This is a genomic window from Bradyrhizobium sp. SZCCHNGR1005, from assembly GCF_032489995.1.
In the GTDB taxonomy this organism is placed as follows: domain Bacteria; phylum Pseudomonadota; class Alphaproteobacteria; order Rhizobiales; family Xanthobacteraceae; genus Bradyrhizobium.
This window is the reverse complement of the sequence record NZ_JAUEZC010000008.1, coordinates 87,022-101,368: the sequence shown is the minus strand read 5'-3', so window position 1 is coordinate 101,368 and position 14,347 is coordinate 87,022. Positions and strand designations below refer to the sequence as shown.

10 protein-coding genes and 1 tRNA gene are annotated in these 14,347 nt (G+C 64.0%); 4 read left to right on the top strand and 7 right to left on the bottom strand.

The features are described 5' to 3' along the window. The first annotated feature begins 129 nt into the window (after window positions 1-129). Together QXZ85_RS27570 and QXZ85_RS27565 are read left to right on the top strand one after the other, a co-directional pair. Window positions 130-957 (top strand): FAD binding domain-containing protein, encoded by an 828-nt coding sequence (locus QXZ85_RS27570; protein WP_315705147.1) that lies wholly within the window; start codon window positions 130-132, stop codon window positions 955-957. Beyond that, complete coding sequence (locus QXZ85_RS27565; RefSeq protein ID WP_315705146.1) at window positions 954-3,677, top strand: molybdopterin-dependent oxidoreductase; 2,724 nt, start codon at window positions 954-956, stop codon at window positions 3,675-3,677. Before QXZ85_RS27570 ends, QXZ85_RS27565 begins: the two co-directional genes overlap by 4 nt. A gap of 35 nt (window positions 3,678-3,712) precedes the next feature. Here the strand turns inward: QXZ85_RS27565 and QXZ85_RS27560 are convergent, their stop codons facing one another. Continuing rightward, window positions 3,713-3,985: a hypothetical protein gene (locus QXZ85_RS27560; protein WP_315705145.1), complete on the bottom strand. Its 273-nt coding sequence runs from the start codon at window positions 3,983-3,985 to the stop codon at window positions 3,713-3,715. Between the two features lie 89 nt (window positions 3,986-4,074). On the opposite strand from QXZ85_RS27560, the gene QXZ85_RS27555 reads away from it, so the two are divergent. Further along, a complete protein-coding gene (locus tag QXZ85_RS27555; protein WP_316167059.1) occupies window positions 4,075-5,268 on the top strand; it encodes a urate hydroxylase PuuD in 1,194 nt (397 codons plus the stop codon). Between the two features lie 177 nt (window positions 5,269-5,445). Here QXZ85_RS27555 and QXZ85_RS27550 read toward each other — a convergent pair whose 3' ends face one another. From QXZ85_RS27550 to QXZ85_RS27530, 5 genes are all read right to left on the bottom strand, one after another. Further along, the gene (locus QXZ85_RS27550) at window positions 5,446-5,886 is read right to left on the bottom strand and encodes a hypothetical protein (protein ID WP_315705143.1); all 441 of its coding nucleotides are present in this window, start codon (window positions 5,884-5,886) and stop codon (window positions 5,446-5,448) included. 123 nt (window positions 5,887-6,009) lie between these two features. Then, window positions 6,010-7,650 (bottom strand): autotransporter domain-containing protein, encoded by a 1,641-nt coding sequence (locus QXZ85_RS27545; protein ID WP_316188379.1) that lies wholly within the window; start codon window positions 7,648-7,650, stop codon window positions 6,010-6,012. Window positions 7,651-8,299: 649 nt separating this feature from the next. Next, window positions 8,300-8,373, bottom strand: a tRNA-Gly gene (locus QXZ85_RS27540). 354 nt (window positions 8,374-8,727) lie between these two features. Then, window positions 8,728-9,330 (bottom strand): TMEM175 family protein, encoded by a 603-nt coding sequence (locus QXZ85_RS27535; RefSeq protein ID WP_315768140.1) that lies wholly within the window; start codon window positions 9,328-9,330, stop codon window positions 8,728-8,730. Between the two features lie 150 nt (window positions 9,331-9,480). After that, on the bottom strand, window positions 9,481-10,272 hold the full coding sequence (locus QXZ85_RS27530) for a hypothetical protein (protein ID WP_315768142.1): 792 nt from the start codon (window positions 10,270-10,272) through the stop codon (window positions 9,481-9,483). A gap of 189 nt (window positions 10,273-10,461) precedes the next feature. Here QXZ85_RS27530 and QXZ85_RS27525 point away from each other — a divergent pair, with 189 nt between their 5' ends. Continuing rightward, entirely contained in the window at window positions 10,462-12,402 is a 1,941-nt protein-coding gene (locus QXZ85_RS27525; protein ID WP_315768143.1) for an acyltransferase family protein, read from the top strand. 2 nt (window positions 12,403-12,404) lie between these two features. Here the strand turns inward: QXZ85_RS27525 and QXZ85_RS27520 are convergent, their stop codons facing one another. Then, on the bottom strand, window positions 12,405-14,303 hold the full coding sequence (locus tag QXZ85_RS27520) for an acyltransferase family protein (RefSeq protein WP_315705138.1): 1,899 nt from the start codon (window positions 14,301-14,303) through the stop codon (window positions 12,405-12,407). Window positions 14,304-14,347: the final 44 nt, after the last annotated feature.

Here is a 14,347-nt window from a genome sequence, read left to right as displayed (position 1 = left end):
TCGGCGCTCACCCCTCGGTTATCCAAGACTACGCCTGCAATCGAAAGGCCAACAGCACGCTATTGCCAGTTGGCGCCGGTCTTGCAAGGATTTCAATGGCGATGGTCGCCTCACGAGCGTCGACAGGTCATGGATTTGAACACCATCACCGAAGTGGTTCGTCCGCGCAGCCGGGCGGAGCTGCCGGTCTGGAAGGCAGGCGACGCCTGGCTCGCCGGCGGCACCTGGCTGTTCTCGGAACCGCAGGCGCATCTGTCGCGACTGATCGACCTCAGCGACCTTCACTGGCCGGCGCTCGAGGTCGACGAAACCAGCCTGGCCATCGCTGCAACCTGTACGGTTGCACAGCTCGACGCTTTCCCCTGCCCCGCCGACTGGCTCGCCGCGCCGCTGATCAATCAGTGCTGCCGCGCTTTCCTGGCCTCATTCAAGATCTGGAAGACGGCAACCGTCGGCGGCAATCTCTGCATGTCGCTGCCGGCCGGGCCGATGATTTCCTTGCTCGCATCCCTCGATGGCGTCTGCACGATCTGGAAAGCCGACGGCAACGAGCAGAGGATTGCAGTCGCTGACTTCGTGACGGGCAATCAGCGCAACGTGCTTGGCCCAGGCGACCTGTTACGACAGATCGATGTGCCGCTCGTGGCGTTGCGGCGACGCGCCGCCTTTCGCCAGATCTCGCTGACGCCGGTCGGGCGTTCGGCCGCCCTGGTGATCGGTACGACCGATCATGGTGGCGATCTGCTGCTGACCGTGACCGCCTCGACCGTGAAGCCGGTCCAGCTTCGCTTCGCCACCAAGCCCACCGCAGAGGTGATGCGAGAGTCGATCCTGCACGATGTTCCCGACGACCTCTATCATCGCGACCTGCATGGCAAGCCGGTCTGGCGCCAGGCGATGACGTTGCGGCTCGCCGAGCAAGTCCGCCGCGAACTGACGGACGACGTGCGAGCATGAGCTATCTCGTCAACGGCAAAGAACTGTCCGCCGCGCCGCGCCCAGGTCAGTGCCTGCGCACCTTCCTGCGCGAGACCGGTCATTTCGGCGTGAAGAAAGGCTGCGATGCCGGCGATTGCGGCGCCTGCACCGTACTGCTCGACGGCGAGCCGGTGCATAGCTGCTTGATCCCGGCGCTTCGCGCCGAAGGACATGCCATCACCACCATCGAAGGGCTGGCATCCGACGACGGGCTGCATCCGATGCAACAGGCCTTCGTCGATGCCCAAGGCTTTCAGTGCGGATTCTGCACGGCCGGCATGATCCTGACCTGTGCTTCGCTGAACCAGGCGCAGCGGCAGGAACTCGGTGTCGCGCTCAAGGGCAATCTCTGCCGCTGTACCGGCTATCGCGCGATCGAGGATGCGCTTCATGGCATCTGCAATATCGAGAATGTGCCTGCCGGCGAGGCTTTCGGCCGCAGCCTGCCGGCACCTGCCGGACCGCAGATCGTGCGCGGCGAGGCCCGCTACACGTTCGATACCGCTATCGACGGGCTCTGCCATATTAAGCTCGCGCGCTCGCCTCATGCGCATGCGAAGATTGTCGGGATCAACAAGGCTGCGGCACTCGCCGTGCCGGGCGTCGTGGCCGTGCTGACGCATGAGGATGCACCAGCCACGCTGTTCTCGACGGCGCGACACGAGAAGGCGTGGATGGATCCGGATGACACGCGCGTGCTCGACGATGTCGTTCGCTTCATCGGGCAGAAGGTCGCGGCCGTGGTCGCAGAGAGCGAGGCGGCGGCCGAGGAAGGCTGCCGGCGGCTTGCAATCAGTTACAAACTCCTCCCCGCGGTGGCCGATCCCGTTGAGGCGATATCACCGGGCGCACCGATCATTCATCCTGGCCGCACGCCGCAAGATCGCGTCGCCAATGCCGCGCGGAACATCGTTGCAGAGAGTCATGGCGAATATGGCGACGTCGCAGCGGCGCTCACGACTTCCGCCGTGACCTATGAGGGAACGTTCACGACGCAGCGGGTCCAGCACGCCGCGCTGGAAACTCACGGCGGTCTGGCCTGGCTCGAGCCCTCCGGTGTTCTCAACATCCGCTCGAGCACGCAGGTGCCGTTCCTGACCCGGCGCGCGCTGTCCGACATCTTCGGCTTGCCGGCGGAGAAGATTCGCGTGTTCTGCGAACGCGTCGGCGGCGGCTTCGGCGGCAAGCAGGAGATGTTCGTCGAGGACGTCCTGGCGCTGGCCGCGCTGAAGACCGGCCGGCCGGTGAAGCTTGAATTCACCCGCGAGGAGCAGTTCATCGCGACCTCGACACGGCATCCAATGCGCGTCACCGTGAGAGCCGGAGCCGACAAGGACGGCAAGCTCACGGGGCTGCAGCTCGACGTGCTCTCCAACACCGGTGCTTACGGCAACCACGCCGGCCCCGTGCTGTTTCACGCCTGTGGCGAATCGCTCGGCGTCTACAATTGCCCGAACAAGAAGGTCGACGCCGTCGTCGCTTATACCAATACGGTGCCATCAGGCGCATTCCGAGGCTATGGCCTGCCGCAGAGCCTGTTCGCGGTCGAAGCCGCGATCGACGAGCTGGCACATCAGCTCAAGATCGATCCGTTCGAGATGCGACGACGTAACGTCGTCAAGTCCGGCGACCCCATGCTGTATCCGCCGGACAACGGCTACCGTGACGTCTTCTATGGCTCCTATGGGCTGGATCAATGCCTCGATTTGGTCGAGCGAGCGATGGCCGCCGATATCAGCAAACCTGACCTCTCCGCGGAATGGCTCACCGGCGACGGCATCGCGCTGACCATGATCGACACGGTGCCACCGGACGGCCACATCGCCGATGTGGCGATCGCACTGCGCGAAGATGGCGGCTTCGATCTCACCGTCGGCACCGCCGAGTTCGGCAACGGCACCAGCACCGTGCATCGTCAGATCGCTGCGACGATCCTCGCCACCGCTGTGGATCATATCAGCCTGAGACAATCCGACACCGCGCATGGCGGACACGACACCGGTGCCTATGGCTCGGCCGGCACCTTCGTCGCGGGACGCGCAACACAGGATGCGGCGGAGCAATTGGCCGATCGGCTCAGGACCTTCGCGGCGCGGCTTTGGGCTGTCGATCCTGACGCGTGCACGCTGGCCGATGGCGGCGTGACGCGTGGACGGCAACGCTTCTCCTTCGCGGAGCTTGCGAAGCAGGCCAAGACCGACGGAACGGCCCTTGCGGCGAACGGCAACTCGCGCGGCACGCCGCGCTCCGTCGCATTCAACGTGCAGGGCTTTCGTGTCGCCGTGAACAAGCATACCGGCGAGATCAAGATCCTCAAGAGCGTGCAGGCCGCTGACGCCGGCCGCGTCGCCAACCCGATGCAGTGCCGCGGCCAGGTCGAAGGCGGCGTAGCGCAGTCGCTCGGCGCGGCACTCTATGAGGAGGTGGTGATCGATGCCAACGGCCGCGTCGTCAACCCCAAATTCCGCGACTACCATCTGCCGTCATTCGCCGACGTGCCGCGCACCGAGGTGCTGTTCGCCGAGACTACCGATGCGCTGGGTCCGCTGGGCGCGAAATCGATGAGCGAAAGCCCTTACAACCCGGTGGCGGCGGCACTCGGCAACGCGCTGCGCAAGGCGACCGGCATCCGCTTCACCGCGGTGCCGTTCAAGCCGGACCGGCTATTTCCACTGCTACAGGAGAAGTTCGGCGGTTGATCGCGAACGAGACGATGAGGTCCGAGACGATGGCGCTATTGCTTCGGCCGCCGGTCGTAGGAGAGGCCGAACAGGCCGCTGCGTTCGGTCTCGGGCTCCGGCTCAGAAGCCGGCTTCGCTTCGGCCTGAGGGGGCACTGCCGGCTTCGGCAAAGTCTCGCACTTCATCGAATAGACCAGCTTGCCATCCTCTGTCCGCCCGATCGGCGCGCAGGGGTCGGCGCGTCCGGCGGCGTCCTTCGCCACCGGCTTCATCTGCGCCCAGGCGGGCTGCGCCAGCAACAGCATGACCAGAACCAGCTTCTTCATCGAACCGCCTCGCTTCATCCTGGCTTATTGAACTTGATCAGGCGCAGGAAGTCCACCGCAACGCCAACCACGCGAATCATGAGAAAGATATGTGGGGATCGATCATATCGGAGTGGCTGAGCCTGATCTTCCGCTGGCTGCATGTTGTGGCAGCAATCGCCTGGATCGGCAGTTCGTTCTACTTCATCCATCTCGATCTCAGCCTCAAACCGCGCCAGGGCCTGCCTTCCGGCGTCATGGGCGAGGCGTGGCAGGTGCATGGCGGCGGCTTCTACCACATGGTCAAATACCTGATCGCGCCGGCGCAGATGCCGAGCGAGCTGACCTGGTTCAAATGGGAGGCCTACACCACCTGGCTGTCCGGCTTCGCGCTGATGATCGTGGTGTACTATCTCAATGCCGACTTGTTCCTGATCGACAAGTCGATCCTCGACCTGACGCCGTTGCAGGCCGGCCTGTTCAGCTTCGGCTCGCTCGCCTTGGCGTGGCTGCTTTACGAGACCGCCTGCCGCAGCGGACTGGCGCGGCATGAGCTGCCGTTTGCGCTCGGCGGCTATGTCTTCCTGGTCGCGCTCACCTATGCGTTCACGCACGTCCTAAGCGGACGCGGCGCCTTCAACCAGATCGGCGCGATCATCGGCACCATCATGGTCGCCAATGTCTTCGCGGTGATCATCCCGAACCAGAAGAAGATCGTCGCGGCACTGCTCGCGGGCGAAGCGCCGGATCCCAAGCTCGGCAAGGCCGGCAAGGAACGCTCGGTCCACAACAACTATCTCACGCTGCCCGTCGTCGTGCTGATGATCAGCAATCACTATCCGCTGCTGTTCGCCACCCGCTACAACTGGCTGATCGTCGCGATCGTGCTGGCGCTCGGTCCCGTGATCCGACATTTCTTCAACGAACGGCACAAGGGCAGACCCTCGCCGTGGTGGGTGTGGGGTGTCGCCGTGGCCGGGATGATCGCGATTGCGCTGTTGTCCGCCGCCGGACCGCGCGATGCCAAGGCCGCATCAGCGCCAAGCGCGCCGACCTATGCGCAAGTCGAGGAGATCGTGCTGTCCCGCTGCAGCATGTGCCACGCCGCCGAGCCGGTGTGGGACGGGATCGTCACCGCGCCGAAAGCGGTGCTGCTCGACAGCCGCGAACACATCCAGCGCAATGCGCGGCTGATTGCGCGCAACGCTGCCTGGTCGAGTGCCATGCCGCCCGGCAACATCACCGAGATCACGCCCGAGGAGCGCGCCGTGCTTGCCGCTTGGGCGGCGAGCCGAGACCGATAGCGCCGCAAGGCCAATCCCATTGCGGCATCTCCGCCGCATTGCGCGCTGCCGATCCAGCACCAGAAAAATGATCGGCAAGGCAACGACCAAGCCACCGCAAGGTCAGAAGCCACGATCCGTTTTCGACGGGTCCGTGTCCGAACGACACGAACCCGTCAGCGGGCTCGCCGTTGCAGATCAGTCCGAGATCCCGTCGTCTTCGTCCGCCTCGTCGATCTCGCCCGTCTCTCCGCCGCTGTACTCGATGCCTTCGGCGTCGAAGACGCGGCCGTTTTCAACGATCCACTCGACGTCCGAGTAGACGTGATCGACCGGCTCGCCCTTCTCTGCTTCGTCGGCATCGTGCTCTTCCATGGCCGAGAAATCCTCCGGATCGGCATGCTTGCGAACGAATTCATGCAAGACCTTCTCGTCGTGCACTACGAAGTGCAGCGTGTGATAGATTTTCTTCATCGGATCCTCGGGAGGTTTTGGGGGGCGGCTCATCCGCCGCGCCGAAGGGTGAAATAGAGCTTCGTGTCTGGAATTCCAACTCGGACCATTCTCTTGGGCCGGTTGTGTGTCCGTTGCGCCACGATCCGCCGTTCGCGCGGCGCGCTCCCGGAAGAACGCTGACATATTCGACCGGACTCGGTCCGAAGCGGTCGGGTTCGATTTGAACACGACGATCCGGTCCTGGCTGCCGGACTCATTTGCTTCACCGCACGAGATCGCGGCCAGCTGTTCCCAAACCGTGACGTGTCAGAACCGCCACTTCAACGTGCCCTTTACCGAATTATCCTGAACGCGGTCGGCGAGTTGTCCGAAATAGACCAGCTGCAGCACGACCTGAGGCGTAACAGTCAGATCCAATCCGGCGTTGACTAGCGCTGCGTCGCGCGCGAGCGGCACGCCGGCGGCAAGGAAGGACGCACCATTGGTAGCGAAGGCAAGCGCAGCCCCAGGGTTCACGCTGCCGAAGGCGTGCTGCCATGCGACCGAGACATGCGGCGTAAGTACCAGACCACTTTGGAGGACATAATTGTCGGCCGCGCGCGCTCCCAGCGTGGAATAGCCGACGTCTTCTCTGCTGCCGAAACCGCTCAGCGCCGCAGCACCTCCCTGTTCCGCGAAGCTGTCGGTGTCGAGATGGACCCACGCAAGCCCGGCAAACGGCTCGGTCGCGATTTGCCCGAATGACGTGCCGTACCCCACTTCGCCAAAGACCTGAGTCGTGGTCGCATGATAACGGGCACCGTCGGCGTCGAAGAATCCGGGAAAGATGACTATTCGATTGGTATCGACCGTATTAAAGCTGCCCGAAGCCGCGCCGCGCAGGTTCCAGGGGCCGAAGTGGCCTCCGACGTAGCCGGCGACATGCGCGGTATCGATGCCGGCCGAGCTTCTCGGGTCGGCGATACTCGGGGAAGAGCTGGTATAGCCGACGGCAAAGCCGGCGAGCCAATCGGGCGCGAAGCGGCGGTCGACGCCGGCAAAGAATCCACCGAGATCGCGGTTCACGCTCGACGCATCTCCCTTGCCACCAAACCTGCCCCAGGCACCAACGCCCTGAGCCCAGAATACATTCTCAGGGTTGGGTGGCTGTGGCACTGCTGCTTTCACCGGAAACGGAGGCCTGGACCGGTCGGCATAGGCGAGCGCAGAGTCCCGCTCCTGACTGAGAGAATATGAGCCGGCCCCGTCCGCATGGGCCAACATGGGGCCTCCGAGACCGAGAGCGGCCATCGGGCCGAGCTCGCCGGCGAACGAGGCTTGGCGCATGCGTCCGAGCACCGCCTCGCGCAAATAGACGCTGTCGCCGAACATCACCGTGCGAGCGCTGGCATGGACCTCTCCGTCGAGCTGGACGAGCGCGGAGCGCAACGGTCGGGGATCATCTCCGAAATTGAGCACGTCGAGAGCGTTGTACATGCTGTCCATGGCGGTAAAGAGCGCCGGATAAGGCCCCCGGTCGAGCGCTCCGGCAACGGCTCCCGCGTTGCCGCCGCCGGCCCGCGGCGTATAGAGCAGAGCCTGGGCACCGATCAGCTGCGCGTTGATGTAGTCGGCAGTCGAAATGAACAGAGGAGGTTGCGCCGTAGAGCTGCATCCCGCTCCGTTTTGTTGCTGCCCGATGATGTATTCCTGCACCGCGCCGCCGTGGCCCCATACCCCGAGCGGCGGAGCCTGCGAATTGAGGATCGCACCGGCCGTGCCGAACAGAAGGCACGTCCCTGCGGGCACCTGCACCAGCGTCTGCATCGTCGGGACTGCGGGCAGCGCCAGGAGGTCGCGAATCTGTTCCGGCGTCAGACCGCGCACCGCGTTGGTACCAACGATGAAGTTGCCGATCTGGCCGATCCCTGCGTTCGGGGCATAGAAGCGAACGAACTGCGTCGGCACCGCCGTCAATACGACAGCCGCTTGCGAGCCTGTCGTATTGACGAATGACAGCGTGGACGGAGTTATGAGACCATCCAGGAAATTGTTGGCTTCATAGCCATTGATGATTTCCGGGACCGCCGTACCCTGCAGGCCCAACCTGAAAAAGCTCTGCCCGCGCACCACGGGACCAAAAACGATCTGGCCGGGGGGCAGAGTCCCGATCTGGGAAGCCGCGGGACGAATGCCAGCAACGGTCTGAATGACCACGAGGCAAAGGAACATCAAACAAAGCTGCAGCCGCCTGCGCACTGTCCTGTCGACGATCGGCCCGGCGGGCCACTGCAAACAGGCGCCCCTCATGATGGTCCTCCCAGACATCAACGACTTGAAGTTGTATCATGAGAGGGGCAACATCATTGTTGCACGCAGGAGACAGTTCGAATGAGAATGCTGGTTATCGACGGCAGAACGGCGGCGGTGAGCTACCTGCACCGCGACGACGAGGCCAGGCAGCAGACTCAGCTGAAGCGCATCAATAAGCGTAGCAAGTGGGCGTAATCGCTCCGGCTCACTTTTCGAACAGACCGGGAAGGCTTGTCGGAAGTGTCCAGCCTGGCTTGTCGGAAGTCCGAATCGTTCGCAGCCCAGCCCAAGCCATTGAAACCATTGGAGCGGGTGAAGGGAATCGAACCCTCGTATTCAGCTTGGAAGGCTGCTGCTCTACCATTGAGCTACACCCGCGTTGGGCGCTCTCCCTAACATGGCGGAACGCCCGTCTCAACCTCTCCTGACGCGCGGGGCAATCTGTCCTGTGGGCGCGGGAACCCGGGCGACCCCTTCTGTCTGGCCTCGGGCGCCGCCGCCCTTTCGGCGCATGGCACCGCACGCTATATTGAGGGGCCCATCAACAACGAAAGGAGGTGATCCAGTGTCTTATACCAAGCGCTGTCACCTCGCTGGGATCGCCCGCTGAGCATGTTTTGACCGCATGATTCGTCTGGATCATGCGCCGGCTCGGCACTCGGGGCGATCTCGGCCCTGGACCAGCGAGTTCAAGAACCGAGCGCGGCGGGCGCAAGCCCGCCGCGTTTTGCATCAGCCACCGCGGACAGCCTGTTCGCCACCGGGCCGAGCGCGCACGAAACGCCGGGCCAAAAGCCCCCCGAACCCAAGCAGCCAGAAATACTGGACATAGCCAGGCAGGAACGCGGCGATCACCGTGCCTGGAACGAACACCAGGACCGGGAAGATGGCGCCGGCGATCTCAGCCGGACGGTCGCGGCCGGCCATCCACCAGAGCACGGCGTTGAGGGCGGCGATGGTCGTCAAATGCTCGCCGTAGAGCACGGCGACGGCACTGCTCAGCCGGTAATTGCCATAGAGCCCGTTCGTCACCGGCAGCAGGACAATCGACAGCAGGAAGAACAGATTGAGGATGACGGTCCCTCGCCCGCCATACGGCTGCTGGGCGAGACGGCGGTGATGGCTGACCCAGAACAGCCCCGCAATAATGAAGCTTAGAATCAGAGCCGAGAGCCGGCCGGAATAGACATGGACCAGATCGTCCCAATTCGGCAGCTTGTCGAAATTGGCCTTCGGCAGATCGTAGGCCAGCAGGGTCATCGCCACACCGAAAATGGTGTTGGATAGCGATTCCAGCCGGCGCATCTCGAACAGTTCGGACTCGGCTTTGCTCATGATCGAACAGCGCGGCAGCACGCAGCAAGGGCTCGGCCCCGCTGGAACAGCGAGGACTCTCGTTCCTTATAGCAGCATGCTCCCGACTTTCCGAAACTCGCGCGGCAGCCCCGGCACCTTGCGCGGTACCGGCAGGCGCCCGCCCCGCTACTAGCGGCAGGCGTATGTATGGCCGTCGAAGCCGAGATAGCTCTTGGTCGTGGGATTGTAGCTACGATAGTGCGTGCAAGCTGGAACAGCCGCGGCGGTCTGGAGCTTGGCCTTGGCGTCGGCTGGCGGCTTTGCCGCCGCAGGCTGAGCCGGCTTGACCATCGCAAGCCGCTTGGCCAGCGCAGGGACCAACTTGGCCTCGCCCGCGCCATGCTCGGTTGCAGCGGCGTGACCACCCGCCTTCTTCGATCCACCCGCCTGCGCTACGGCCTTCTTCTCGGACGACACGGCAGGCTTGGCAGCAGCCGGTTTTGCCGCCGCTGCCGCCGCCTCCCTCACGGGCTTGGCAGTCGCAGTCGCGGTCGTCTCCGCTGCCGCAGCCTTCGGCACTTCCTCCTTCGCCGCAGTTCCGGTTTCGATCGTTGCGGGCTTCGCTTCGGCCGTGGAGTTCTCGGGCGTCGCGGCCGACTTGTCCGCCGCCGCCGGCTTGGCGTCGGTCGTGACCGACTTCTCGGCGGACGGAGCCTTCTCATCCGACGCGACCGGGGCGTCGGCCGGCTTCTTGATCGCCTTCTTGCACTCCAGCGGGAACACGAGTTCGCCGGATGCCGTCAGGCCGATCGGCTCGCAGCCGCCGAACGGACCACTGTCCTTGGCTGTTTCGCCGGGCGATGCCGGCGGAGCGCTTGGGGGATCTGCGGTCTCGGCCCACGCCGTCCCGCACGCAACTTTAAGTAGAATAGCGCCGCCAATTATTACGGCACGGCCGGCCTTCGGACTCGACTTACGCATGACACGACACTCTACAAACTGCCAGGGAGCAAAGGCCAACATGGCATTGGGGCAAGTCTGTGAACGCAAGCACCAAATCGTGAGCGGCAACGGCGATCGCGAGCCACTGTGCTGATTCTGCAATACTCGCGGTGCGCGTGTGCCAATGAGGGTGACGTATTCGTCCTGTTCAGGGTAACATGTTGCAGCATGTGTCCCGACCGCCAGGGGCAACATTTCGCTGTGGACCGTGATTTGAGCCCTCTCTCCTACCGACCGGATATTGATTGTCTTCGAGCGTTCGCGGTCATTTCCGTGATCGCCTACCACTACGACATCTCGCCGTTCCGAAGCGGCTATGTCGGCGTGGACGTCTTCTTCGTGATCTCCGGCTTCTTGATCACGCGGATCATACGGGCCGAGGTTCTCGCCGGCACCTTCTCCTTCGCGAACTTCTATAAGCGACGGGCGCGCCGCATCCTGCCAGCCTCGTTCGCGATGCTTTGTACGGTGCTGGCCTGCTCCAGCGTCCTACTGCTGCCGCAGGATACGGTCTCCGTTGCGAAACAGGCGCTCGCCGTCGTGACCTTCTCCTCCAACATCCTGTTCTGGTCGCAGCAGGGTTATTTCGACGCAGCGGCCATCACCAAGCCGCTGCTGCACACCTGGTCGCTTGCGGTCGAAGAGCAGTACTATCTGCTCTTCCCGGCCGCCGCGGTCGCGGCCTTCGCGCTGCGCCGCTCGCTGACGCTGTTCGGCTTCGTGATCGCAGCGCTTGCATCCTTTGCCATCTGTGTCCTGCAAACACGGCTACAGCCGGCAGGCGCATTCTATCTGTTGCCGGCGCGCATTTGGGAATTCGCGCTTGGCGCACTGCTGGCCATCGAGGCATTGCCTGAGCCTCCCACGCAACGGCTGAGGATCGTAGCGGCCGCGCTCGGGTGGATTGCGCTTGGCGCGGCCGTCAACGTGTTCTCGCCGCGAACGCCCTATCCTGGACAAGCCGCATTGCTGCCTTGTCTCGCTACTGCCGCGGTGATCTGGGCCAATCCGGCGCCGAGCAAAGCCGTGCTGATGGTCACGAAGCCGATGATCACCGTCGGGCTCTGGTCCTACTCGCTGTATCTCTGGCACTGGCCGCTGTTGTCTCTGGTCTATGCAGTCTGGGGACCGCCGACGTCCGGTTTCGACAAGTTCGCACTCGTCGTCTGTTGCACGGCGCTTTCGGTCGCAAGCTACTATCTCGTCGAACGGCCCGCACGTCGGGCCGAGTGGCGCATCACATGGCGGGCGCTCGGCGCGACGGGCATTGCAGCCATCGCCTTTGCGGCCGCGATGATCTGGTCCGCCGGCCTGCCGTTCCGCTTCTCGCCACAGGAGCTGGCGATGGCGAGTTTCCTCGATTACGACTATCGACCGGTCTACGAAGATCGCTCCTGCTTCCTGGATCCAACCCAGACAGTCGAGGAGCTCTCGCCCTCGTGCATCGCGGCCGGCCCCAGGCCCAACGTTTTCGTATGGGGCGACAGCCACGCCGCGCACCTCACCCACGGCCTGCGACAAGCCCTCCCGCCAGGCAGCGTCCTGAGGGCAACCATGGCCCAATGCCTTCCCGCCATCAGCTACGGCCAGACGGAGCGATGCGCTGCCTTCAACCGCAAGGTTCCGGCCTTGATCCGCGAGATCAGGCCGGACGTCGTGTTGATTTCGGGCGGTTGGGCGCGCTCGGTCGAAGCTGAGGAAACACGCCGAAGCCTGCTCGCGGCGATTGCCTCGATCACCGCCTCCGGAAGCCGCGTCGTGCTGGTCGGCCCGAGTCTGCAATATGACACGGCCCTGCCGCGCCTCGTCGTGTCCGCAATGCACTTCGGCGCGGCGCCGGACAGTCATCTGCTCCCCTTCGTCGAGAGATCGGATGATATCCTGCGCAACATGCTCAAGGACGTGCCGCTGACGGAGTATGTGTCACCGTTCCGCCTCCTGTGCCCGCCAAACGCACCTTGCCCGGTCGTCGCGGCAGGGGCGCCGATCGCCTGGGACCAAGGTCATCTGACCGCGGAGGGCTCGGTGTTGCTCGCCAGGCGGATTGTGGACACATCGACGGCATTGCAGTCGGTCTTGGAACGGGCGCCAACGGCCGAGTCCCAATGAGGCTATTCGCCCGAGAGAACCTTGGCGAAGATGGCGCTGGCCCGCGCTCCCATCCGTTGCGCGCCGGCGACCGTGAAATGGCCGGCGTCCTGGAAGAGCCAGACATCATCGCTCACGACGGGACAGTCCTCGTCGCAATAGATCTCGGACGGCCTCAACAGCGTCACGTTCGTGTCGCTCGCCAGAGCCTTGCCCAAGGCCTCGTCGATGGCGCCCCCGTCCGCGATCGCCGCTTGCTTCGGTAGCGGCTCGCATGGCTTCGGCAGCCTGTGCCAGATCGGCCCGGGCATCATGCGCAAGCGATCAAAGCTGCAATCAACGGGCCGGACCTGCGCCCCGATCACAAGGAAACGGCGTCCCGGGCGGTCGAGAAAGCGGATGGTGGCGGCGACATGATCGGCCAGATCGGCGGCTGACATCGGGACATGCGCTCCGCTCAACATCTCAAGATAGACCTGCCAAGCCTGCCCGATCACCACGACCTCGGCCGGCGATTGCTTGACGCGCGCGAGCTCTCGGTCGCGATGCTCCGCGCATGTCTGCGCGCGCGGCCCTGGCAGGGTGACGTCAAGCAAGACGGGGCAGCCACCGATGGTCGAGGTGTGGCCCGCCATCGCACGTGCCTTCAGCGGGCCATCCAACGCAGCGACATATTGCTGCACAAAGGAATCCCCAACCAGTTCGAGCGAACGCGATCCGCTGGGATCGCCGAACGCGCAACTCACATCGGTTCTTTGCCGACAAACGTTCAACCCAAAACTCTGCAGCTTCAATAATGCAAGCCGGTCGGCCGGCATCCGCGACATGATGCCATCGGCTCTGAAGCTTCCATAGGTGATCGCCACGCAGGCGGCGATCACGACGCCGAATCCGGTTGCCTGCTTCCATCTTGCCAGCTGCAGCCGCCGCAGCGGCTGCTCGACTGTGAAGAACAGCAGAGCCGTGAGCGCCGCCATGACCGCAAGCTGGGCCGCGATCCCGCCTGGCGTTTCCGCCGGATCCCCGAAGATGAAGCGCGCGAAGAAGATCACCGGCCAGTGAACGAGATACAGCGAATAGGAGGCGCGCCCAATGGCAAGCACCGCTGGGTTGGCGAGCAGGCGAATCGGCCGATTGGCCGCGATGATCATCATGGTCGCAATGCACGGCGGCAACGCAGCGATCCCCGCGGCCTCCTGAAAGCGGCCGATCAAGAACAGGCTGCCGATCAGCACGACGTAGCCGGCGGCCGCAACGACGGCGCGCCCCACGGACGATTTGGCGAGCGGCCGCTCCAGCTGAATGGCAAGTGCCCCGAGCACGAATTCGAACACACGGAAGGGCGTCAGGAAGAACACCGCCCCGGGATCGCGCGGCAACCAGATGATGGCGGCCAGCAGCGACATCAGCCCGGTCAGCCCAATCGCGGGAAACGCGTAAGCAGTCCGGCTGAACAGAACCAGGAGCAGCGGCGAGACGAGATAGAACTGCTCCTCGGCCGATAGCGACCACAGATGCAGCAAAGCCAACTGGTCCGCCGTCGGCGCAAAATATTGGTTCGCCTCGCGCCAATATTGGATGTTGGAGATCGACAGCAGGCCGTGCGTTGCCTCTTTGGCGAGCTGGCGCAGGAACTCCGGCGCCAGAAAGAGCCAGCCCGCGACAAAGGTCAGCATGATGGTGGCGATCAAGGCCGGCAGGATCCGGCGCGCCCGCCGCAGGTAGAACTCGGCGAACGAGAACCGCTTCGCGGCGATGTCGCGCAGGATATGGCCGGTGATCAGATAGCCGGAGATGACGAAGAAGATGTCGACGCCGGCAAAGCCTGCTTCGAACCCGCTGATGCGCAGATGGAACAGCACGACGATGCCAACCGCGATCGCCCGCAGACCATCAATATCTGCCCGATACCAGCGTCCCACCGCCCACCACTGCGCATTACCGAGCGGTCGGTAAGCACATCAGG

Bases quoted from the DNA above. Each gene is read 5' to 3' on its own strand.
- QXZ85_RS27570 (WP_315705147.1), top strand. From the start codon at position 130: ATGGATTTGAACACCATCACCGAAGTGGTTCGTCCGCGCAGCCGGGCG.
- QXZ85_RS27565 (WP_315705146.1), top strand. From the start codon at position 954: ATGAGCTATCTCGTCAACGGCAAAGAACTGTCCGCCGCGCCGCGCCCA.
- QXZ85_RS27560 (WP_315705145.1), bottom strand. From the start codon at position 3,985: ATGAAGAAGCTGGTTCTGGTCATGCTGTTGCTGGCGCAGCCCGCCTGG.
- QXZ85_RS27555 (WP_316167059.1), top strand. From the start codon at position 4,075: ATGTGGGGATCGATCATATCGGAGTGGCTGAGCCTGATCTTCCGCTGG.
- QXZ85_RS27550 (WP_315705143.1), bottom strand. From the start codon at position 5,886: ATGTCAGCGTTCTTCCGGGAGCGCGCCGCGCGAACGGCGGATCGTGGC.
- QXZ85_RS27535 (WP_315768140.1), bottom strand. From the start codon at position 9,330: ATGAGCAAAGCCGAGTCCGAACTGTTCGAGATGCGCCGGCTGGAATCG.
- QXZ85_RS27530 (WP_315768142.1), bottom strand. From the start codon at position 10,272: ATGCGTAAGTCGAGTCCGAAGGCCGGCCGTGCCGTAATAATTGGCGGC.
- QXZ85_RS27525 (WP_315768143.1), top strand. From the start codon at position 10,462: ATGTGTCCCGACCGCCAGGGGCAACATTTCGCTGTGGACCGTGATTTG.